The sequence below is a fragment of the Streptomyces sp. NPDC040410 genome (genome assembly GCF_055595715.1).
This window is the reverse complement of record NZ_JBVIVK010000001.1, coordinates 1-21,167: the sequence shown is the minus strand read 5'-3', so window position 1 is coordinate 21,167 and position 21,167 is coordinate 1. Positions and strand designations below refer to the sequence as shown.

The following is a 21,167-nucleotide window of genomic DNA, read 5'->3' as shown; positions in this document are numbered from 1 at the left end:
TCCTGACCACCGACCGACGTCCTGCGGACCGTGGAGGCACCGAATGGGAGCGGCGTCGTTCCAGTGAGCTTCCCATGCCATGGTGGCTGGCGGCTTCCGTGGAACCACCCCATCCGAAGCGGAGCCCTCGTCCTTCAGCCGGACAGCCGGCCGCGCCGCACGGAGGCACACCGCCCCCCGGCAGGGGTGCCTGGGCTCCTGATGTGCATGTGGAGTTCACCGTATGCACCTCAACCGGCAACCAAGCCCTTCGCGGAGATCGGGCACGGTGTGCCCAGCACCGTCAAGTCGATCACCAGTACGGCGTGGCTCATGCCACTGCCGAGCCGCTGTCAGGAGCCCGCCGTCGCGATGGACACGCCACTCCCGAGACCCGCCACCGCTGTCCCCGCTGACCGCCACGGCCGGGCGGACCGGGCCAGGAATCCGTGGTGGGACAACGCCCGGTTCCTCTCCGCCACACTGATCGTGATTCTGCACACCGGCGGCAGCATCATGGCCCGGGAAGACGTGCTGCACTCCTTCCACATCGCCAGCTGGGCCTTCCGGGTGCCCGCCTTCGTCGTGCTGGCCGGAGTGTTCAGCAACGCGGGGCCGCTCGGCCCCCGTCCCCTGCGCACCTTGCTGCAGAGCATAGTTCTGCCTGCCCTCGCCTTCAGCCTGCTCTACTCGCTGGAGACGTACTGGCTGGGCGCCGAGTTCATCGTGCATGTCGTCGAGCTGCCGTGGACCCTGTGGTTCCTGATGTCCCTCTTCTTCTGGCGGCTGCTGCTGCCGTTGGTGGTCCAGCTGCGCCACCCACTGCTCGTCACCACGGGCGTAGCCCTCGCCGTGGGGTACGTCGGCGAGTTCGGGATGGCCTTCTCCGCGAGCCGCACGCTCGTCTACCTTCCGTTGTTCTATCTCGGCTGGCGGATCGGCCAGGGCTTCGGGAACACCTGGTTCACAAGCCGCTGGAGTCTGCCCGTGGCGGTCGCCGGGATCCTGGCCTCGTGCGTCGCGGGGTGGCTGTTTCACCGGGACGTCAGGGGCAACTGGCTTTCCATGCGTCATCCCTACTCCGTGACCGATCCGCTGAGCCTGGAATGGGCCTGGGTCATCCGGCTGCTGGTGCTGGCCTCGGCCGCGGCCCTCGTGCTCTGTCTGCTGCGGCTGGTGCCCCGGCGGCGGCTGCCGCTGATCTCCACGCTGGGCGCGGGCGGCTTCACGATCTACCTGCTGCACCCATTGGTCATACTGCCGGTCCGGGAGCAGGGCTGGATCTCACACGTGGACTCCCCGGTCGAGATCGTCGGTCTGGTGCTGTGCGCGGTCCTGCTGACGATGGTGCTGGGGTCCCCGCCGGTGCGCCGCCTGGTCCGTCCGCTGACCCGGCCGTCCGCAGGCTGGCTGTTCGCCCCCGCCACGCCCGGGCCGCAGCAGCCTGAGCGTGTACCTGCGCAAGTACCGCCCGCGGGGGAGCCCGTGCGCACGCCGTAGTCCTCCGCGGTGGGCTCTGCCGATTTCTTCATGCGGAAGACACTGCCGAGGACGCCGGGGCGGCGGAGTTCGCGCCCGAGGAACATGTTCGAGGCGATGTCTGCGTGTGCTGCCCGGCGGCGGACCTGCGAACACGGCAGCAACCCCGGCCTGCTCGGTTGCCGGTCCAGGGAACATCGCGCCCGAACCGCTGACGCATCGGCCTCGCCGTCCCCGAGGGATAAGGCGGCAACGGCCACCGGCGCGCTCCGGGCCACCATGGCGCTGACCGACCCACCGTGTGCCGGCGTCAGGAAGCGGCGTCGATGAGAGCCTGGAGCAGGCGTTGGGGGTCTTCCGCGAGCCTGTTGCAGACGTAGAGCCACCATTCGGTGCCGAAGACGACGTACTCACGCGTGGGGTGGCCATGCCCCGCCATGGCGTCGAGGCGGTCGGGGCCAAGGCCGAGGAGGGTTTCGAACTCCCAGGGGGCGGTCTCCTGGCCCTTCCCCCCGAGGTGGCCGTCGATGCGGTGGATCAGGTCCCAGTCATGGGTGGCGAACGAACACAGGTGGCCCGAGTCGGCCAGCTGTTCCGCGTACGTGAGGTAGGCGGCGGTCAGGGCGGGCGCTTCGCGCGGGTGGGCGATGCTCTCGGGTTCCAGGAAGGCGCCCTTGACCAGGCGGACGCGGCCGGGACGAGTGAGGAGTTCGGCCAGGTCATCGGCTGTGCGGTACAGGCGCGCCTGCACGGTCACACCCACGTGGTCGAACCGCTCGCACAGGGTGCGGTGCAGGTTCAGCACGGCGTCGGTGCGGTCGGACCCCTCGGCCGAGATCATCATTTCACGGCCGGTCTCGGCGGTTGCCTGCGCGATGCTGGCGGCGTTGGCCAGGGCGAGTTCCTCGTCGACTGCGAGGCCGATGTGGGAGAGATCTAGGGATATCGAGCAGCCGGGCGGCAGAAGCCGGGCGGCGTCGAGGAACACGGCGGTTTCGGCCGTGGCCCGCTGCTCGTCGCGGCAGCTTTCGCCCATGTACTCGACGCTCACGCGGTGGCCGTCGGCAAGGATGTGCTTCACACGGTCCAGTGCGTCGGACAGGCGGTCACCCGCCACGAAGCGCCCTGCGACCTTGCGGGCCAGTGGACCCAGGACCGGATCCTCCGGGACGCGCCACTTCAGCGTTTCGTCGAGCGCGAGCCGGCGCAGGACCTGTGCGGCCTGTGCCGAAGGCGCGGAGGTGCCTGTGGGGGAGGGATGCGTGGTCATGGGGTGCCCTCGCTGTCGGTGCGATGCCTGGAACGGCCACGAGCCTTCCAGGGACGAGGCATCCGGCGGGAGTGGCAGAAAAGACAGGTAGGCTGAAATTCCTGCCACCGCATCCAGCGCGGAAGGAGCCCGGCTCTCATGCTTCGCGATGTCGCCGTCCTGGCTCTCGAAGGCAGCCACGCCTTCGAACTGGGCGTGTTCTGTGAGGTCTTCGGCATTGACCGGAGCGACGGCGGGCTGCCCGTGTACGACTTCGCCCTTGTCGCCGCCGCGGGCGACAGTGTGCCCACCCGGCACGGCTTCGACGTGCGGGCCCCTCATGGCCTGGACCGGCTCGCCTCCGCGGATCTCGTCTGCGTCCCGGCGTACGACCTGAGGGTGCGGCAGCCGGACCGCCTGGCCGTCGAGCTGCGTGCCGCCGTCGAGCGCGGCGCCAGGGTCCTGAGCATCTGCACCGGCGCGTTCCTCCTGGGCGAGGCGGGCCTGTTGGACGGGCGGCGCTGCACGACTCACTGGCACTGCACAGAGGAGCTCTCCCGCCGCTACCCGGGGGCCAGGGTCGAGTCCGACGTACTGTACGTCGACGAGGATCCGGTGATCACGGGGGCGGGCACCGCCGCCGGCGTCGACACCTGCCTCCACCTGGTCCGCAAGGAACACGGCAGTGCCGTTGCCAACGCCATCGCCCGCCGCATGGTCGCACCCCCGCACCGGGAAGGCGGCCAGCGCCAGTACCGGGAACGCCCCCAGCCCCGGGAAGGCACCGGACCCCTCACCCCCGTCCTGGACTGGATCGAAGCCAACCTCGACCAGAACCTGACCGTCGAGGCCATGGCCCGCCGCGCCCACCTGTCCCCCCGCACCTTCGCCCGCCACTTCCAGCAGGAAACCGGAACCACCCCCGCGCAATGGCTGACGGCACAGCGCGTCCTGCTCGCCCAGCACCATCTGGAAACCACCGACGCCCCGATCACCGCCATCGCCCAACGGTCCGGCTTCGGCACCGTCGACAACCTGCGTCACCACTTCGCCCGACGGCTGGGCACCACGCCCCAGGCCTACCGGCGCACCTTCCGTACCCCGCACGAGGTCTCACCGTCTTCGGTGGGCGCGTAGAGCCATGGCCCCTGGGCCCGGCTGAGCGGAACGGGGCCACGTGCGGGACGGTTACAGGGGCGGACGCTTGCGCCGTGCGGGTTCTTGGCGGCCAGGGCGAGTCCCCCGGTCCGGGAGTGGGCGGCGTCCTCGTGCTCGATGTCGACGGCCATGTCCGGGCGATCCCGGCAAGCCGCGCGGGAACTCGGACCAGTACGCGGTGTCTGACCAGTCCGCGGTGAACGACGTGTCCAGGACGCCCCGGATAGCGGCGCCCGGGCAGAGCGTCGCGGCCTTCGCGGCGCCGTGGAACACCAGCGGGCCCAGCCACGAGGGGTTGAAGGCCCGTCACGCGTCCACGGACGGGAGAGCGCGGGACGAGCCGGCGAGGCGAAGGCGGCAGGCGGCACTCGCCGAGAGGTGTCCCGCCGCTATGCCGTTTCTCGCAGGCCGGGCCCTTTCTTAGCGGGAGGTTAGATCTGGGTGCCGGACCTTGTACGGGCTCGGGAGCCGCCCGCATGCTCATGCGCATTCCCCGCATCGGGGCATCCCCCCGCTTCCCGCCAGGGACGACTTCCGTCTGGAGCCGCCATGTCATCCGCTGCCGTCACGCACGGGACACCCCCCGAAGACCTGCGTGCGAAACGCCGCCTCGCCCTCGTCGGCGGGTCTCTGGGCAACCTTGTCGAGTGGTACGACTGGTTCGTCTACGCCAGCTTCGCGATCTACTTCGCCGACTCGTTCTTCCCCGGCGACAACCCGACCACCCAGCTGATGAACACCGCCGGAATCTTCGCCGTCGGCTTCCTGATGCGCCCGGTCGGCGGCTGGGTGCTCGGCCGCGCCGCGGACCGGCACGGACGCAAGAGCGCACTCACCCTCACCGTCACCATGATGTCGGTGGCCGCCCTGCTGATCGCCCTCGCCCCCACCTACGACCAGGCCGGCTACTTCGGTGCCGTGGTGCTGCTGCTGGCACGACTGCTGCAGGGCATGAGCATCGGCGGCGAGTACGCCGCCAGCGCCACTTATCTGACCGAGGCCTCCGCCCGCAACCGGCGCGGCCTCGGCTCCTCCTTCCAGTACGTGTCGATGACCTGCGGTCAGATCCTCGGCCTCGGCATCCTCATCACGATGCAGCACACGCTGACGACCGCCCAGTTGGAGAGCTGGGGCTGGCGCATCCCGTTCGTGCTCGGCGCGCTCTTCGCGCTGGTCGTGTTCTGGCTGCGACGCCGGCTGACGGAGACCGACGCGTTCACCGAGGAGAACGGTGAGGACGGCCACGACGACAACACACGCGGCACGCTCAAGGTGCTGTGGCAGCACCGCCGCCAGGCGGGCCTGGTCATGGCGCTCACCCTCGGCGGGACGGTGGCCTACTACACGTACACGACCTACCTCACCAAGTACCTGATCGGCAGCGCGGGCATGGAGAAGACCACCGCCACGCTGGTGAGCTTCACCGCCCTCACCGTCTTCGCCGTGCTCCAGCCCTTCGCCGGGATGCTGTCCGACCGGATCGGCCGCCGCCCTCTGCTGATCACCTTCGCGGTCGGCTGCACCGTCGGCACCTACCCGATCATGACCGCACTCGGCTCGGCGTCCTCGTACTGGTCCGCGCTCGGACTCTCACTGCTCGCCCTGGTGATCATCACCGGCTACACCTCGATCAACGCGGCGGTGAAGGCGGAGCTCTTCCCCACCCGCGTGCGAGCCCTCGGCGTGGCCCTGCCGTACGCGATCGCCAACGCCCTCTTCGGGGGCACGGCGGAGTACGTGGCGCTGTGGTTCAAGGACAGCGGCCACGAGACCATGTTCTTCTGGTACGTGTCCGGGTGCGCGATGATCTCCCTGATCACCTACGTCCTCATGCCGGACACCCGCAATGCCGCGCTCAGCCGCGCCGAGACCGAGGCGGACGCCGACCGTGACCTGGGGACGGCGGCCCCTCCCGTCGAAGCTGTCCGCTGACCCGAGTTGAACCCACTGTGACCTGGGCGAGCCGCTTCCGTAAGCTGCTGCCCAGGTCACAGCGGCACAAGGACTCACATGCACGCGCTTCTCGTCGAAGACGACGACCGCATGGCCCAGGCCCTGGGCACCGCCCTCGCCCAGCGCGGGCACACCGTCCGCAGAGTCGGCCGGGCCATGGACGCCCTGCGGTACGTCCGCGAGGCGCAGTTCGTGCTGCTCGATCTCGGGCTGCCGGACCTCGACGGTCTCGACCTGCTGCGGCGCCTGCGCACCGTCTGTGACGCGCCGCTGATCGTGGTCACCGCCCGCTGTGATGAGCGCGACATCGTGCTGGGGCTGCGCGCCGGCGCGGACGACTATGTGGTCAAGCCGTTCCGGATGAACGAACTGATGGCCCGGATCGACACCGTGCGCCGCCGGACCGGGACGCCGTCGTTCCGTACGGAGGACGAAGGGGCCCCCGTCCGCGCCGGCGACGTGGAGATCGACATCGCGGGCCGCGCGGTCACCGTCGCCGGGACCGAAGTGCGGCTCACCCGGCGCGAGTTCGACGTCCTCGCGTTCCTCGCCGCCCGGCCGGACCAGGTGCACTCCCGCGAGGAGATCCTGGACCGGATCTGGGGCGACGCCTTCCTCGCCGCCTCCCGCTCCCTGGACGTCCATGTGGCGGGCATCCGCGCCAAGACCGGCCGGTCCGACCTGGTCCGCACCGTCCGCGGCTTCGGCTACCAGCTGGGCTCCCCCCAGGTGGGCGGCGAGCGATGAGACGCAGACTCCTCGCCGTGCTCATGGTGCTGATGGGAGCCGCGACGCTGCTGCTCTCCCTGCCACTGGCCGGCTCCTACGCCGACGGGCGCACCGAGCACCTGCTGCTCCAGCGGCGCTCCGAGGCGGTGCGGTTCGCCGACCTCGCCGACCGGATGCGCACCGACGCCGACCGCACCGAGCTGTCCACTGAGATCCGCCGCTACACCGAGCTGTACGGGGCCTCGGTGAGCGTGGTCGACACGGCGGGACGCACCGTCGCCCGGGCAGGACCTGACACCCCTTCGTCCTCCGGCCCGGCGGCGGAAGAGGGCCTGCGCCGGGCCCTGACCGGCCGTTCCACCGAAGGGCTGCCGACGATCCGTCCCTGGGGACCGGACACGGTGGTGCTGGCCGAGCCGGTCGGGCGGGACGAGCGGGTGAGCGGAGCGGTACTGCTGACCGTCTCCACCGACGCCGCCCGCAGGGACGTGACGCACCGCTGGTCCCTCATCGCCGCCGGCGCGCTCGCCGCGTTCTCCGCCGCGGCCCTGGTCGCGGTGGGCATCGCCCGGTGGCTGATGCGCCCGGTCCGCGACCTGGACCGGGCCGTGGAGGGCCTGGCCTCCGGAAGACTGAAGGCACGGGCCGTCTCCGACACCGGTCCACCGGAGCTGCGCAGCCTGCGGCAGCACTTCAACACCATGGCCGAGGCCATGGCCGACTCCATCGGCCGCCAGCGCGACTTCGTCGCCGACGCCTCCCACCAACTGCGCAACCCGCTGGCCACCCTTGTGCTGCAACTGGAGAACGTCGAGCCGCACGTCTCACCCGGCCCCGGCCGGGCCGAGCACGCCCGCGCCCTGGACGAGGCGGAACGCCTGGAGGAACTGCTCGACGGCCTCCTCGCCCTGGCACGCGTGGAATCCGGCACCACGGAACCGGCCGAGCAGGACGTGTCACGTGCCGTACGCGAACGGGTCGTGGCCTGGACCCCGGTGTTCCACGGGGCCGGGGTGGAGCTGACCGCGTCGGCCGTCGCGGACGGCCTGCGGACGCGAGCCGTGCCCGACGCGGTGGGCAGGATCCTGGACGCGCTCCTCGACAACGCCGCCAAGTTCGTGCCGTCCGGCGGCCATGTCGAGGTGCGCGCCGTACTCCGGGACGGCGAGGTGGCCGTGCGGGTCGTCGACGACGGCCCCGGGGTGCCAGAGGAGCAGGTGCCCCTGCTGCTACGGCGGTTCGCCAGGGCGCCCGAGCACCAGAACGTTCCCGGCAGCGGGCTCGGCCTGGCCATCGCCGACGAGCTCGCCCGCCTCAGCGGCGGCCGGCTCGTCGTGACCGGCAACGCCCCGCACGGCCTCGCCGTGGAGCTCCGGCTGCCGTCCTGCTGAGTGCCGGACGCCTGTTCAGTCGTACACCGACCGGTAGTAGGCGACCGCACCGGGGTGCAGCGGCACCTCGCCGGTGGAGATGGCGAACCTGGGCTCCAGCCGGGCGCCCGCGGTCACCTCCCGCAGCAGCACCCGCCACCGGTCGAACACCACCTGGAGCACCTCGCGCACCGCGTGCTCCGGCACACCGGCACGGGCCATCAGATAGTTGCCGATTCCGATGGTGCCCACCGGCTTCGTCAGTCCGTACGCCCCGGCAGGAATCGTGACGGCCGTGTAGACGGGGCCGTACCGCTCGCGCAGCGCGCCCACGTGGCCCTCCAGCGGCACAAACCGCAGCGGCAGCTCACGTGCCAGCGTCGACAGCGCGGGGGTCGGCACCCCTCCGGACCAGACCAGCGCGTCCACCGTGCCCTCGCGCAGAGCCTTCACCGACGCGGCCAGTCCGAGGGGCCGTTCCTTCACCGCCCGCTCGCCGGTCAGCCCGGCCGCGCGCAGCAACCGCCCGGCCACCACCTGCACACCGGACCCCGCCGCGCCCGTGGCGACCGGCCGCCCGGCGAGATCGCTCAGCGAGCGCACCGGCCCGTCCACCCGTACGACGAGGTGCGTGTAGTTGACGTAGACCCGGGCGAGCGCCGTCACCGCGGCCCGGTGGGCGAACGGCGCCCTGCCCAGCACCGCGTCCTGCGCCGCGTCCGCCATGGCCAGGGCCAGCTCCACCGAGCCGTCGTCCAGCTTCCGCAGATTGTCCACACTGGCCGAGGTGCTCACCGGAACGATCTCCAGTCGGCGTCCGCTCCCCGCGACCGCCTTCGCCAGGGCCTTGCCGAAGGCGTTGTAGGGCCCTCCCTCGGGCCCCGTCGCGAACCGCAGCCGCCGTACAGGCTCCGTGTCCTGCGCGCACCCGGCCGCCAACGCCGCCGCGGCCACACCGAGTGAGGCCTCCAGCATGCGTCGACGGCTCACCGATGAGCTGGTCACCAGCGAAGAGTAGCCGCCGCCGGTGGTCCCGACCCGCGCAGGCCTGTGCACTGCGGGCGCTGCGCTCCGCGTATCGACGCGGGCGCAGGCCGTTCCGCCGCGGAATCGGGCGACGCGGTGCTCGCCGTCGTCGAGGCGCAGCGGATCAGTCGGTGCCGACGACACCTCGTCGACCGTGGCGGCGCATGAAACACGGCGGTCGAGTGGTCCCGTGATCCCGGGCACAGGCCGGCGAGGCTTGATCATCCGCGTGTTAGCCTCCGGCCGTGACTTCCCCGGCTCTGGACGCACCCGCACCTGAACTGCTGGATCTGTTCGGTGACGGGTTCGTGCGCGACCCCTACCCCTGGCTTGACGCCCTCCGTTCGGACTCTCCCGTGCACCACGATCCGGTCACCGGGCTCTGGCTGGTGAGCCGCCACCGTGAGGTGCGCCGGGTACTCCTCGAGCCGGACGTCTTCCGCCCGGACAACGCCCAGAACGCCGTGACGCCGCTGCCCATCGCCGTGCTGCGGGTGCTCGCCAGGGCCGGCTTCAGTCTCGCGCCCGCCCTCGCCAACAACGGCACCGACAGTCACCCGGGGCTCCGGCGAGCAGTTACCCGGTTCTTCAACGCCGAGCGCGTAGCGGCCGCCGTCCCGGTGATCGAGCGTATCGCCGAGGAGTTGCTCGACGCGGCGCAGCACGAGACCGACGCCGTCGGCAGCTGCGACCTGTTCTCCTCCTTCGCCCAGATCCTCCCGTGCCGCGTGCTGATGGAACTGCTGGGCATCCGCGGAGTCGAGCCGTCCACCCTCATACGCTGGAGCGACGCAGCACTGGAGCTGTTCTGGGGCGCGCCCGCCCTGGAGCGGCAACTCGAACTCGCAGAACGGGTCGGAGAGTTCAACCAGTGGTTGACCGAGACCGTCCGTGGCACCACGGCCCCACCGGGTTCCTTCATCGGTTCGCTTGCCCGCCACCGCCTGCCCGACGGCGAGCCGCTCGACCTGGCGACGGCAGTCGGTGCCTGCTTCTTCGTCTTCGTCGCAGGGCAGTCCACCACGGGACAGCTCATCTCCACTGTGCTGCGCCGGGCGCTCACCGAGCCCGGCCTGTGGCCGCGTCCGGCGTCCGAGCCGGGCCTGGCCGAGGGCTGGGTGGAGGAGGTCCTGCGGCGGGAGCCGCCGGTGACCACCTGGCGACGGGTCACCGCGCGACCCGTGGAGCTCGGCGGGGTGCACCTGCCCGCCGGCGCCCAGCTCCTGCTGATGCTCATGGGAAGCGGATCCGACCCGGAGGTCTTCACCTCCCCGGAGCGGATGTGCCCGCACCGGAAGAACATCCGCCATCACCTGGCCTTCGGCGTCGGCCGCCACCGCTGCCCGGGCGCGTCCCTGGCCCGGACGGAGGCCGCGATCGCGCTTCGTGCGGTTGCCTGCCGACTGCCGGATGCGCGGCTTGTGCCGGACGGGGGAGAGGCGCCGATGCTCGGACTGCTGTCCTTCCGGGCACCTTTGAGCGTTGTGATCGAGCACCGCTGACCGTGCCCCGGCCGACCGCCAGGGCAGGGGCTCAAGGCACCCCAGGGCATCAGGCCGCAGTGCCCCGGCACGAAGCGCGGTGGAGGGTGTGTGGCGAGGACGTCGTGCGGTCAGCCCTGGTCAACGGGACGCGGGCTGCCGGGCGAATCGGATACGGACTGCCGGGCGACCGCGAGCACGAGCCGGGCCGTGCTCTCCACGAACTCCCTGTCGACGGGCGCGCCGAACACGAGCACGCGGTAGTGCAGCGGCCCGAGCAGCAGATCCACCAAGTGGTCGACGGTCCGGTCGTCGAGGGTGAGATCGTGATCACGCGCGAGGAGCGTGCGCAGGCCGGCCGCGTCGCGCTCGCGCTGGTCCCGCAGGAATCCGGCTCGCAGTGATTCGGCCGTCTCCTCGTCCAGTCGGGCATGGCCGCGCAGGGCCTGCAGCAGCCGGCCGGCAGGTTCCTCGAAGAAGTCGGCCACCCGCTGCAAGTGCGTCGCGAGGTCCTCTTCGGGGCTGCACTCGCGGGTTCGGCGCTGCGGCGGATCCGGCTCAGGAGGCGTGCTTGCGGGTGCGGACCAGACTGAGCAGTACGCCGAGGCAGAGCGCGGCGACCACCGCGCTGAACGTCTCCCCGCGGGGCGCAGACCGGTCTCCCGGATCAGGACTCCCACCCCGATGGCCGGCGCCGCGAGCTGACGGAGCCGCAGCACGACCCCGACGAGCCGTCCGCCCTCGAGAAGAGGACCGCGCCCGCCGACGCCGGCTGCAAGCGGCAGACCGGCTACATCGGCACCGTAGCGATCATGGACCCGAGGCCGGGCCGGGTCCGGTCTGACGCAGGGTGTCGCGCAGGCGCCGCAGGTCGTTCGCGGGCCGTCCCAGGCCGTTGATCTGCAGCCGGGCCGCCTCGGTACCGGCGCCGGTGTGCAGGGCGAAGGCCAGATCCATCGACTGGCGCACCATCCACTGGTCGTAGGCCAGCAGTCGCCCTGCGTAGCCCTGGGCCTCCACCAGGTCGGCTTCGGTCAGCGGCAGGTCCCCGAGCCGTGCCTGAAGCCGGTGGAAGGTCGAGCCGGCGCGTCCGCAGCGCTGTGCGGTCTGCCCGGACACCTTGCCCGGCGCGCCGCACGCCGCCACCGCCTCATCGGCGAACTGCAGGGCGGTCACCGCGTCGTCCAGTACCGCGAGCAGCGCCCGTACCTGTGCCGTGCGGGAGAGGCCGACGGGCTCTGAGCGACGGCGACGCAGGTGTGCGAGATGGTGCAGGGCGTGGCGCCACAAGCCGGTGGCGGGAAGCGGCACGGACGGGGCGGTCGCACTGGGTACGGGCATGACTCCTCCGGTCAGCATGGCTTGACCAGGCACGGTCTGCGCAGGCCCCGCCGTTCAGGTGCACCCCGGCATCCTCCCGGAGGGGATGTGCTCCCTCCAGTGTGCGCCTCGGCCGAACCCGGGCCGGTCGGGTGTCGCCGCCCCCGTCCCGGCCGCACCGCTCGCCGCTCAGGCCCGGCCGTCCGGTCCCGTCATCTCGTCCAGCGGGGTGGTTTCGCGCCCTGCTCCGTACCTTCGGTGGTTCCTGCGGCGGTGGTGGGTCACCCCGTTCACCGCCGTGGCCAGGCCGAGGCAGAAGATGAGCGCCAGCGCGAGGCCGGCACAGAAGACGGCGAGCGTGTTCATGGTGGCCAGGTCGCGATCGAGGATCGACACGGCGTACTCGGGGCCGCCGGACAGGTTGTCGGCGATCACCAGGCCGGTGAAGGCGGCGGCGGCCGCGAGGAGGAGCAGTCCGATGAACAGCATCCGAGTCACCTCCTCCGGGGATTCGTGCTGCTTGTGCGTGTACCCGGGATCCCGTGCGGCATACGAAAGGCGACGTGGACGCGGCCGCTCACCGGGGGTCTGTCCCGGGCCGTGGAGTGAAGGTGTAGGCCTCGGGGTCGAACCGAGCCAGCCGTCGGCGCATCCGGCCCGTCGACCAGGGCCAGCTGAAGCTGTTGAGGCCGTTGCCGTCGAGGTAGTAGCTCGAGCATCCGCCCGCGTTGTACACGGTGGTCGGCAGTGCTTGCTGGACTTCGGCGTTGAACGCGGCCTGGACTTCGGGGCGTACGTCCATGGCCGCCCAGCCCCTCTGCCGTACATGGCGTACGGCACCTGCCACGTACTCGAGTTGTGCTTCGAGGACCATGAAGGCCGAGGAGTGGCCGGTGCCCAGGTGCGGTCCGAGGAGGACGAACGCGTTGGGGAATCCACTGACCGTGGTTCCCAGGTAGGCGTCCGGGCTGCCCTTCCAGTGGTCGTCCAGGCCGGCACCGTCGGCGTCGAACACGCGGCGGGCGATGGGCATGTCGAGGATGTGGAAGCCCGTGCCGAGGATGATGGTGTCCACATCCGCGATGCTGCCGTCCGCGCCGAGGACACGGTTGCCCTGCACGGCCTTGACCGCCGTGGCGTGGACGGTGACGTTGGGCCGGGTCAGAGCGGGGTAGTACGTGTTCGACATCAGCAGGCGTTTGCAGCCCAGGGTGTAGTCGGGGGTCAGTGCCCGGCGCAGCCGGGAGTCCTTGACCGTCGCTCTGAGGTGGAACGTGCCCAGCTTCTGGACCGCGCGCAGAAGGGACGGGTGGCGGAAACCCACTCCCAGGGCCTCCATCGCCGCGTATTCCGTGTTGCGCAGGGCGCGTTGCGCTCCCGGAAAGCGGCGCATGAGCCATCGTTCGGCGCGCGGCACGTGGTGGTCGGGCTTGGGCAGCACCCACTGGGCGGTGCGTTGGAACAGGTGCAGCCGAGTGACACGCGGCTGGATGGCGGGCACGAACTGCACCGCCGATGCGCCGCTGCCGACGACGGCGACGCGCGCGCCCGTCAGTTCGTGGTCGTGGCGCCAGCGCGAGGAATGGAAGACCACCCCGGGGAAGTCGGCCAGGCCGGGGATGTCGGGGAACAACGGTTCATGCCAGGGGCCCGCCGCTGCGATCAGGACGCGGGCCGTGTAGCGGTCGCGGTTCGTCTCGACGTGCCAGCGGGCGTCCTGGGGCTGCCACTGCGCACGTACGGCTTCGGTGCCGAAGTGGATGTGCGGTGTGACTCCGTGGGCGGCCGCGGTGTCGCGCAGGTAGGTGCGGATCTCGGACTGGCCGGCGAAGGCACGCGTCCACTCGGGGTTCGGCGCGAACGAGTAGGAGTACAGGGCGGAGGGGACGTCGCAGGCGCAGCCCGGGTAGGTGTTGTCCCGCCAGGTGCCGCCCAGTTCGTCCGCCTTCTCGATGAGGACGACATCGTGCACGCCGGACTGGCGCAGCTTGACGGCTGCGCCGATGCCGGAGAGGCCGCTGCCGATGATCAGTACCTCCACGTCGTGAGTCTCCCGGGTGGCGGTGACCGTCGGACCATCGGTTCGGGGCATGTCAGGCTCCTGTCCGGGGGTGGGGACGGCTGCCGGGGACGTGCGGCGGAGGGGGCTCTCGGAGGAGGTCGCGGACGAGGGCCCGCGTGGTCCGCAGCGACGTCTCCAGGACCGCCAGGCGGCGGCGTGCGTCCATGAAGTTGCCGCCCATCACGTCCAGATCCGCGGCAGTGGGCTCGATGCGGACGACATGGGTGCCCGCCGCGCGCAGGGCGGCGCACTCGGCATTGAGTGTGCGGGTCATGACACGGCGCAGCAGCGCTTCGGCCCTGCCGAGTCCTCGTCGCCGCCCGGGCGAGAGCGAGCTCATCGGCGCCAGGACGTACACCTCGTCGAGTGCGCGGGGCACGAGAACGTCGGCCGAGGTCGGGGAGCTGATGCCACCGTCCGCGTAGCGCCGGCCGGCGATGCGCACCGGGGGGAACCAGCCGGGGACCGCCCAGGACGCGCGGAGCGCGTCACGCAACGCGGCCCGCGGAGCGTCAGGGTGGCCGAAGACCGTACGCCGGCCCGTGTCGAAGTCGGTCGCCACCAGCCAGGTCGCGGGATGCTGAACCCACTTCCCCTCAGGTGCCAGGGCGTCGGCGAGCACCGCCAACCAGTCCGCGTCGCCTCGTCCGCGTGGTAGGAGGCCGGACAGCCCGGTCTGCACAGGCAGGGCGCCGCCCATCGCCCGGGCCGCGAGCCGAGGTGATCCGAGAAGGGCCGCGGGGCGGGGCGGAATGCGCCCGGGCGGCGCCGCGAAGTGGCGCAGCAGCTCCGGACGGGCGCTGCCCCGGGCGAGCTGAGCGGCCAGCAGTTCGTCCACGCCGATGCCGCTGCCCAGCATGGCCGCCACTTCCGCCCCGGCCGAGGTACCCACCAGCACATCGGCGCCGCGAAGGTCCCATTGCAGAGCCTGCTGAAGGGAGTGCAGGGCGCCGATCGTCCAGGCGGCACCGAGAGTTGCGCCGCAGCCCAGCACGAGTCCGCGAGAAGGGACCGTGTTCGTGCCCGTCATGGTCACCGAGCTCTCCGCCCATTCGAGATACCGAGGAGATCGGGATACTAGCGGTATCTGAAGGGGGCTGAACAGCCCACGGCGGAGATAGGATCCGAGAGCTCATGGGCTTCGTGGGAAGCCGCGCAAGGACGGGAAAGGGAACGCACATGGCCCGCCTCAGCCGCGTCGAGAGTCAGGAACGCACGCGCGGGCGGCTCGTCGCCACCGCGCGGGAGCTGTTCCTGCGCAAGGGCTACACCGCGACTTCTCTCAGCGACGTGGCGGAGAGCGCCGGCTACTCCAAGGGCGCGGTGTACTCGAACTTCCGCAACAAGGACCGCCTCTGCCTCGCCGTCCTCGACGACATCCGAGCCGAACAGCTGGCCCTGCTCACGGATGCCGTCATGCGCGCCGACCGGATCGACGATCGCCTTGCGGCCTTCGCCGCGTGGGGCGAAGCACACATCGGTGATGAGGCCTGGACGACGCTCGAGGTCGAGTTCCTCACCCGGGCCCGCCATGACGACGAGCTGCGGCACGAGGTCACGGCACGCGTCGAAGCCGTCCGCGAGGCGCTGGCTCAGCTCCTCGAAGCGTTGGCCAAGGAACTCGGCGCCGGTCTCGCCATGCCCGCCGACCAGGCCGCCATGGCCCTGCTGAGTCTCGGTATCGGGCTCGGCGTCCAGCGGGTCGCGGACCCGGCCGTACCCACCACCGTGCTCACCGACACTCTGCGTCTCATGCTGGGCGCTCAGTAGGAGAGCTGCCTCACGCTTCCTCACCCATTTGTCACCTGTGGAAAGGGTGGCGCCGCAGGGTGAGGTACCGGTGGCCCAGGGGGCGTCGGCCTGCCGTTCACCCGACTGTGAAAAACGTCCGGGCCGGCCCCTGCGGCCGGCCCGGACGCCGTGTTCGGATCAGGGTGCGATCAGACGAGGTCGAACCGGTCGAGGTTCGACACCTTGACCCACGCCGCGACGAAGTCGTTCACGAACTTCTCCTTCGCGTCGTCGCTCGCGTAGACCTCCGCGAGCGCGCGCAGCTCGGAGTTCGAGCCGAAGACGAGGTCGGCACGGGTGGCGGTCCACTTCACCTCGCCCGTGGCGTCGTCGCGGGCCTCGAAGGTGCTCTGGTCCTCGGACGTCGCCGTCCACGTCGTACCCAGGTCGAGCAGGTTGACGAAGAAGTCGTTGGTCAGGACGCCCGGCGTTCCGGTGAAGACGCCGTGCTGCGACTGCTGGTAGTTCGCGCCAAGTACGCGCAGGCCGCCGACGAGGACCGTCAGCTCGGGGGCGCTCAGGGTCAGCAGGTTCGCCTTGTCGATGAGCAGGTACTCCGCGGGGAGGCGGTTGCCCTTGCCGACGTAGTTGCGGAAACCGTCGGCAACCGGCTCGAGCGCGGCGAACGACTCCACGTCGGTCTGCTCCTGCGACGCGTCCACACGACCCGGCGTGAAGGGGACCTCCACGTCGAAGCCGGCGTCCTTGGCGGCCTTCTCGACGCCCGCCGCACCGGCGAGCACGATGAGGTCGGCGAGGGAGACCTGCTTGCCGCCCGCGGCGTTGAAGGACTCCTGGATGCCTTCCAGGGTGCGCAGCACCGTCGCCAGCTGGTCGGGCTGGTTGACCTCCCAGCCGCGCTGCGGCTCCAGGCGGATTCGCGCGCCGTTGGCGCCGCCGCGCTTGTCGCTGCCGCGGAACGAGGAGGCCGCGGCCCACGTGGTGGACACGAGCTGGGACACCGTGAGGCCCGAGGCCAGGACCTGCTCCTTGAGGGAGGCGATGTCCGCGGCGTCGACGGTCTCGCCCGTCGCCTCGGGGAGGGGGTCCTGCCACAGCAGCACCTCGGAGGGGACCTCGGGGCCGAGGTAGCGCACGACGGGGCCCATGTCGCGGTGCGTCAGCTTGAACCACGCGCGGGCGAACGCGTCCGCGAACTCGTCGGGGTTCTCCAGGAAGCGACGCGAGATCTGCTCGTAGACCGGGTCGAAGCGGAGCGAGAGGTCGGTCGTGAGCATCGTCGGGGCGTGGCTCTTCGACGAGTCGTGGGCGTCGGGGATGGTGCCGGCGCCGGCGCCGTCCTTCGCCACCCACTGGTGGGCACCGGCGGGGCTCGTGGTCAGCTCCCACTCGTAACCGAAGAGGTTCTCGAAGAAGTTGTTGCTCCACCGGGTGGGCGTGGTGGTCCAGATGACCTCCAGACCGGAGGTGATGGCGTCCGCGCCCTTGCCGCTGCCGTAGCTGTTCTTCCAGCCGAAGCCCTGCGCCTCGATCGGGGCGGCCTCGGGGTCGTCGCCGACGTGGTCCGCCGGACCGGCACCGTGGGTCTTGCCGAAGGTGTGACCGCCCGCGATCAGGGCGACCGTCTCCTCGTCGTTCATCGCCATCCGGCGGAACGTCTCACGGATGTCGCGGGCAGCGGCGATCGGGTCCGGGTTGCCGTTGGGGCCCTCCGGGTTGACGTAGATGAGGCCCATCTGGACGGCACCGAGGGGGTTCTCGAGCTCACGGTCGCCGGTGTAGCGCCGGTCGTCGAGCCATGTGGTCTCGGGACCCCAGTAGACGTCCTCGTCGGGCTCCCACACATCGGCGCGACCGCCGGCGAAGCCGAAGGTCTTGAAGCCCATCGACTCCAGGGCGACGTTGCCGGCGAGGATCATGAGGTCGGCCCACGAGAGGTTCTGGCCGTACTTCTTCTTGACCGGCCACAGCAGACGGCGGGCCTTGTCGAGGTTGCCGTTGTCCGGCCAGCTGTTGAGGGGCGCGAAGCGCTGCTGGCCGGCGCCGGCGCCGCCGCGTCCGTCGCTGATGCGGTAGGTGCCGGCGCTGTGCCACGCCATGCGGATCATGAACGGGCCGTAGTGGCCGAAGTCGGCCGGCCACCAGTCCTTCGAGTCCGTCAGAACCTCGGCGATGTCCCGTTTCACGGCCGGGAGGTCGAGGCTCTTGAACGCTTCCGCGTAGTCGAACTCCTCGCCGAGCGGGTTGGACACGGCGGGGTTCTTGGCAAGGATCTTCAGGTTGAGCCGCTCCGGCCACCACTGGCGGTTGCCTCCGCCCTGGGTCGGGTGCGCGGCGCGTCCGTGCGCGACCGGGCAGCCGCCCGCCTCCTCCGGCTTCGGGTCGGTGACGATTGCGTCGTGGTTCTCAGGCATGGAAATCCTTCCGAACTGGGTGGATCACGGTGCTGAAGTGCGGGCGGTGGAGCAGTCGGGGCACAGGCCCCAGTAGATGACCTCCGCCTCGTCGATCGCGAAGCCGCGGTCGTCGGACGCGGTCAGGCACGGGGCGTGGCCGACCGCGCAGTCGACGTCGACGACGGCACCGCACGACCGGCACACGAGGTGGTGGTGGTTGTCCCCGACGCGGCCCTCGAACCGGGCCGGGCTGCCGGGCGGCTCGATACGGCGCACGAGTCCCGCCGTGGTGAGCGCGTGCAGCGCCTCGTACACGGCTTGAACGGAGATGTGGCCCACGCGGTCGCGTACCCCGGCGGCGATCGCCTCGACGTCGAGGTGGTCGCCGGCCCGGACGGTCTCGAGCAGCGCGACGCGAGCTGCCGTCACCCGCAGGCCGGCACCGCGCAGCTCCTCAGCGGCGGTCGGAAGCTGGGATGCGGTCATGCCGCCGAACCTACCCTCATAAACACGAACGATTCAAGAGAACGAATAATGCAAGTTTTATGTGCCCTGTTGATCAGTGTTTGACCCGTTATAGCGGTGCCCGTCGCTCGCGGACGCGAGATCGACGGGAGACACGGGCAGCGCCTCCGCGGATCATCCGCGGAGGCGCCGGGGAGCGGGGTGGGCCGTCAGGCCTTCTGCTGGGTGAAGCGGACGCTGTTCCCGAAGGGGTCGCGCAGGCCGCAGTCGATTCCGTACGGGCGTTCGGTGGGTTCCTCGGTGAACTCGACGCCCCGGCCGAGCAGCGTCTCGTACGTCTTGCGGCAGTCGTCCGTGCTGAAGATCAGATGGCCGCCCGTAGCGCCCTTGGTCAGCAGCTCGCGGACCCGCTGCGCCGTTTCCTCGGACATGGCGGGAGGGCCCGGCTTCTCGAGCAGGATCTGCCGCTCCGGGTGGCCGGGGACGTTGACGGTCAGCCAGCGCATGAAGCCGAGGTCGGCGTCGGTGTGCACCTCCAGGCCGAGTTTGCCGACGTAGAAGTCGAGGGCCTCGTCCTGGTCGAGGACGTAGATCTGGGAATGGGTGATGGCGGTGAACATGTGCCTCACGCTACCGAGCGGGCACCGCGAAAACTTGTCCGAAACTGCTCTGTCGCGGACGGCACCGGCGCCGCGGACCATCACAAGTGCGGCCGCATCCACGCCATCGTGAAGCAGGTCGGTACGCCCGCGGCCGCGGACTGCCCTGCCTCCTTGCGGTACGTCCTCGGCGACCGGCCGACGATGTCGCGGAACGTGCGGCTGAACGTGCCCGGGCTGCCGAAGCCGACCTCGAAGCAGATCTCCGTCACGCTGCGGTCGGTCTCCCGCAGCAGGAACATCGCACGCTCGACCCGGCGGCGCTGCAGATAGCGGTGCGGCGTCTCGCCGAACGTGGCCCGGAAGGTGCGCGTGAAATGCGCCTGGGACACATGGGCGATCCGGGCCAGGGCCGGGACGTCCAGCGGATGCGCGTAGGCGCGGTCCATCGCGTCCCGTGCCCGAAGCATCCGGCGGTTGGTGTCTTCCGCGCCACGGCTCACGGCGCCATCACACCACGGCCGGGGCCGGGGTGACCCGGGCCCGCCGGTGGCGCCCCCGCCACAGAGGAAGGCCGCCCCCGGTCAAGCGCGTCGGGTGAGAACGCTGAGCGAGTCGGCCGCGACGATCGCGCCGATGCTCGCCCACTCCGGCCGCTGGGCCCGGGCGCACCCCGGTACGGACCTGCAGCTGGTCCGCGCCAACTCGGCCACCGCCGGTCTGGCGGAGGGGTTCTGCGACCTTGCCGTCGTGCGCAGGCCGCCGGACGACCGACGCTTCGACTCCGCCGTCGGGGGCTGGAGCGGCGACTGTGCGCGACGGCCGGCGACGATTGCCTGGCGCGCCGTCGCTCCGTGCGGCTCGCCGACCCCAGCGGGCGCACCCTGCTCGTCGACCGGCGCACCGCTACCACGACAGCGGAACTGTGGCCGCCTGACGCCCGGCCCACGACCGAGGAGACGCACGACGTCGACGACTGGCAGACCGTGATCTCCGGCGGCCGCTGCGTCGGCGTGACGGCGGAGTCCACCGCCCACCGGTATCCGCGCCCGGAATCGTCTACCACCCGGTCCGCGACGCCCAGCCGATCGCCGTACGCCTCGCCTGGTGGCGGAGCGACCCGCATCCCGTCACCCAGGCGGCGATCGAACTGCTCACGGCCCCTACCGCGGCGGCTGACCGCTCGACGGCGGTGGCGCCCCGCAGTGCGCTCCGACTGCGAACGCTTCTTCCATCAGGACGGCGACTGCTGAAGGGCCCGGGCGGGGTCGCCCACCACGACCGCCACCGACGGGCGTCGGGGCGGCGGTCGAAGTGAGATCATCTGCGCATGGATGCGAGTGCCGAGCTCACGATGATCGCCGTCCCGCCCGGCACAGTCACGCTGTCGGACCGGCGGACGCAGCGCAGTTGGGAGGTCGAGCTCGCGCCCTACGGACTGGCCGCGCACCCCGTCACCCAGGAGCTGTACGCACACGTCACCGGCGGGCGCCCGAGTACTGCCCGGGGCGACCGGCTGCCCGTCGAATCCGTGTCGTGGTGGGACGCCGTCCGGTTCTGCAACGCCCTGTCCACACGCGACGGTCTGGTGCCCGCCTACCACCTCTCGCCCGACGACGAGACGGTCGAATGGGACATGGCCGCGGACGGGTACCGGCTGCCGCGCGAGGCGGAGTGGGAGCACGCCTGCCGTGCCGGCAGGCCCGGACCGCGCTACGGGCCGCTCGACGAGATCGCCTGGTACCGGGGCAACTCGCAGGAGCGGATCCGCGAAGTCGGAGGCAGGCGGCCCAACCCGTGGGGCTTCCATGACACGCTCGGCAACGTGTGGGAGTGGTGCTGGGACGTCTACGACGCCGACGTCTACGGCAGTTACCGGGTGCTGCGGGGCGGCGGCTGGTTCGACGAGCACTGGAGCTGCCGGGCCTCGGTACGGCGCCGCAGCCACCCCACCTTCCGGGTGGACGACGTGGGATTCCGCGTCGCGCGCTCCACGGCCTGAAGCCGGCGCACGGGGCGGGGCGCCAGCTCCCGGGACAGTTCCCGGACGCCCCGCGGCCGTGGGTACGGTCGCGGGGGCCTCGGACACGCGGGCCGGATCAGCCCTTGCGGGTGTTGATCTCCTCGGTGAGCTGGGGGACGACGTCGA

The 21,167-nt window shown here is 71.1% G+C and carries 19 protein-coding genes and 1 pseudogene; 9 read left to right on the top strand and 11 right to left on the bottom strand.

Features of this window, described 5'->3' with window-relative positions; genetic code table 11:
• Window positions 1-351 precede the first annotated feature (351 nt).
• Window positions 352-1,479 carry an acyltransferase family protein gene (locus ACZ562_RS00100; protein WP_471172173.1) on the top strand — a complete coding sequence of 376 codons (1,128 nt, stop codon included), beginning with the start codon at window positions 352-354 and terminating at the stop codon, window positions 1,477-1,479.
• Between the two features lie 289 nt (window positions 1,480-1,768).
• Here ACZ562_RS00100 and ACZ562_RS00095 read toward each other — a convergent pair whose 3' ends face one another.
• Window positions 1,769-2,728, bottom strand: coding sequence for a proline dehydrogenase family protein (locus ACZ562_RS00095; RefSeq protein WP_471172169.1), 960 nt, complete (start codon window positions 2,726-2,728; stop codon window positions 1,769-1,771).
• Window positions 2,729-2,866: 138 nt separating this feature from the next.
• Between ACZ562_RS00095 and ACZ562_RS00090 the strand changes: the two genes are divergently transcribed.
• The 4 genes from ACZ562_RS00090 to ACZ562_RS00075 all read left to right on the top strand — a co-directional run bounded on the left by ACZ562_RS00090 (window position 2,867) and on the right by ACZ562_RS00075 (window position 7,938).
• Complete coding sequence (locus ACZ562_RS00090; RefSeq protein WP_471172166.1) at window positions 2,867-3,844, top strand: GlxA family transcriptional regulator; 978 nt, start codon at window positions 2,867-2,869, stop codon at window positions 3,842-3,844.
• A gap of 570 nt (window positions 3,845-4,414) precedes the next feature.
• A complete protein-coding gene (locus ACZ562_RS00085; RefSeq protein WP_471172163.1) occupies window positions 4,415-5,797 on the top strand; it encodes an MFS transporter in 1,383 nt (460 codons plus the stop codon).
• 78 nt (window positions 5,798-5,875) lie between these two features.
• Window positions 5,876-6,565 (top strand): response regulator transcription factor, encoded by a 690-nt coding sequence (locus tag ACZ562_RS00080; RefSeq protein WP_471172160.1) that lies wholly within the window; start codon window positions 5,876-5,878, stop codon window positions 6,563-6,565.
• Window positions 6,562-7,938 (top strand): sensor histidine kinase, encoded by a 1,377-nt coding sequence (locus ACZ562_RS00075; RefSeq protein WP_471172157.1) that lies wholly within the window; start codon window positions 6,562-6,564, stop codon window positions 7,936-7,938. The genes ACZ562_RS00080 and ACZ562_RS00075 overlap by 4 nt, the downstream gene beginning before the upstream one ends.
• Before the next feature lie 15 nt (window positions 7,939-7,953).
• Here ACZ562_RS00075 and ACZ562_RS00070 read toward each other — a convergent pair whose 3' ends face one another.
• Window positions 7,954-8,922: a TAXI family TRAP transporter solute-binding subunit gene (locus tag ACZ562_RS00070; RefSeq protein ID WP_471172153.1), complete on the bottom strand. Its 969-nt coding sequence runs from the start codon at window positions 8,920-8,922 to the stop codon at window positions 7,954-7,956.
• A gap of 266 nt (window positions 8,923-9,188) precedes the next feature.
• On the opposite strand from ACZ562_RS00070, the gene ACZ562_RS00065 reads away from it, so the two are divergent.
• On the top strand, window positions 9,189-10,445 hold the full coding sequence (locus ACZ562_RS00065; RefSeq protein WP_471172150.1) for a cytochrome P450: 1,257 nt from the start codon (window positions 9,189-9,191) through the stop codon (window positions 10,443-10,445).
• Between the two features lie 110 nt (window positions 10,446-10,555).
• Here ACZ562_RS00065 and ACZ562_RS00060 read toward each other — a convergent pair whose 3' ends face one another.
• From ACZ562_RS00060 to ACZ562_RS00040, 5 genes are all read right to left on the bottom strand, one after another.
• Window positions 10,556-11,104: a TetR-like C-terminal domain-containing protein gene (locus tag ACZ562_RS00060; protein ID WP_471173905.1), complete on the bottom strand. Its 549-nt coding sequence runs from the start codon at window positions 11,102-11,104 to the stop codon at window positions 10,556-10,558.
• A 130-nt stretch (window positions 11,105-11,234) separates the two neighbouring features.
• Window positions 11,235-11,765, bottom strand: a complete 531-nt coding sequence (locus ACZ562_RS00055) for a hypothetical protein (protein WP_471172147.1) — start codon at window positions 11,763-11,765, stop codon at window positions 11,235-11,237.
• Between the two features lie 168 nt (window positions 11,766-11,933).
• Window positions 11,934-12,233 (bottom strand): hypothetical protein, encoded by a 300-nt coding sequence (locus tag ACZ562_RS00050; protein ID WP_471172142.1) that lies wholly within the window; start codon window positions 12,231-12,233, stop codon window positions 11,934-11,936.
• An 88-nt stretch (window positions 12,234-12,321) separates the two neighbouring features.
• Window positions 12,322-13,836, bottom strand: coding sequence for a flavin-containing monooxygenase (locus tag ACZ562_RS00045; RefSeq protein WP_471172139.1), 1,515 nt, complete (start codon window positions 13,834-13,836; stop codon window positions 12,322-12,324).
• A gap of 1 nt (window position 13,837) precedes the next feature.
• Complete coding sequence (locus tag ACZ562_RS00040; protein ID WP_471172138.1) at window positions 13,838-14,836, bottom strand: patatin-like phospholipase family protein; 999 nt, start codon at window positions 14,834-14,836, stop codon at window positions 13,838-13,840.
• 149 nt (window positions 14,837-14,985) lie between these two features.
• Here ACZ562_RS00040 and ACZ562_RS00035 point away from each other — a divergent pair, with 149 nt between their 5' ends.
• Complete coding sequence (locus ACZ562_RS00035) at window positions 14,986-15,576, top strand: TetR/AcrR family transcriptional regulator (RefSeq protein ID WP_471172135.1); 591 nt, start codon at window positions 14,986-14,988, stop codon at window positions 15,574-15,576.
• Window positions 15,577-15,746: 170 nt separating this feature from the next.
• Here ACZ562_RS00035 and katG read toward each other — a convergent pair whose 3' ends face one another.
• From katG to ACZ562_RS00015, 4 genes are all read right to left on the bottom strand, one after another.
• Window positions 15,747-17,972 (bottom strand): catalase/peroxidase HPI, encoded by a 2,226-nt coding sequence (gene katG, locus ACZ562_RS00030; protein WP_471172132.1) that lies wholly within the window; start codon window positions 17,970-17,972, stop codon window positions 15,747-15,749.
• A gap of 24 nt (window positions 17,973-17,996) precedes the next feature.
• The gene (locus tag ACZ562_RS00025; RefSeq protein ID WP_471172129.1) at window positions 17,997-18,440 is read right to left on the bottom strand and encodes a Fur family transcriptional regulator; all 444 of its coding nucleotides are present in this window, start codon (window positions 18,438-18,440) and stop codon (window positions 17,997-17,999) included.
• 188 nt (window positions 18,441-18,628) lie between these two features.
• Window positions 18,629-19,039, bottom strand: coding sequence for a VOC family protein (locus ACZ562_RS00020; protein WP_471172127.1), 411 nt, complete (start codon window positions 19,037-19,039; stop codon window positions 18,629-18,631).
• An 80-nt stretch (window positions 19,040-19,119) separates the two neighbouring features.
• The gene (locus tag ACZ562_RS00015; RefSeq protein ID WP_471172125.1) at window positions 19,120-19,521 is read right to left on the bottom strand and encodes a helix-turn-helix domain-containing protein; all 402 of its coding nucleotides are present in this window, start codon (window positions 19,519-19,521) and stop codon (window positions 19,120-19,122) included.
• Window positions 19,522-19,672: 151 nt separating this feature from the next.
• On the opposite strand from ACZ562_RS00015, the pseudogene ACZ562_RS00010 reads away from it, so the two are divergent.
• Both ACZ562_RS00010 and ACZ562_RS00005 read left to right on the top strand, forming a co-directional pair.
• Window positions 19,673-20,180: pseudogene (locus ACZ562_RS00010) on the top strand (LysR substrate-binding domain-containing protein); the annotation flags it as partial.
• A 168-nt stretch (window positions 20,181-20,348) separates the two neighbouring features.
• A complete protein-coding gene (locus ACZ562_RS00005) occupies window positions 20,349-21,020 on the top strand; it encodes a formylglycine-generating enzyme family protein (RefSeq protein WP_471172123.1) in 672 nt (223 codons plus the stop codon).
• Window positions 21,021-21,167 lie beyond the last annotated feature (147 nt).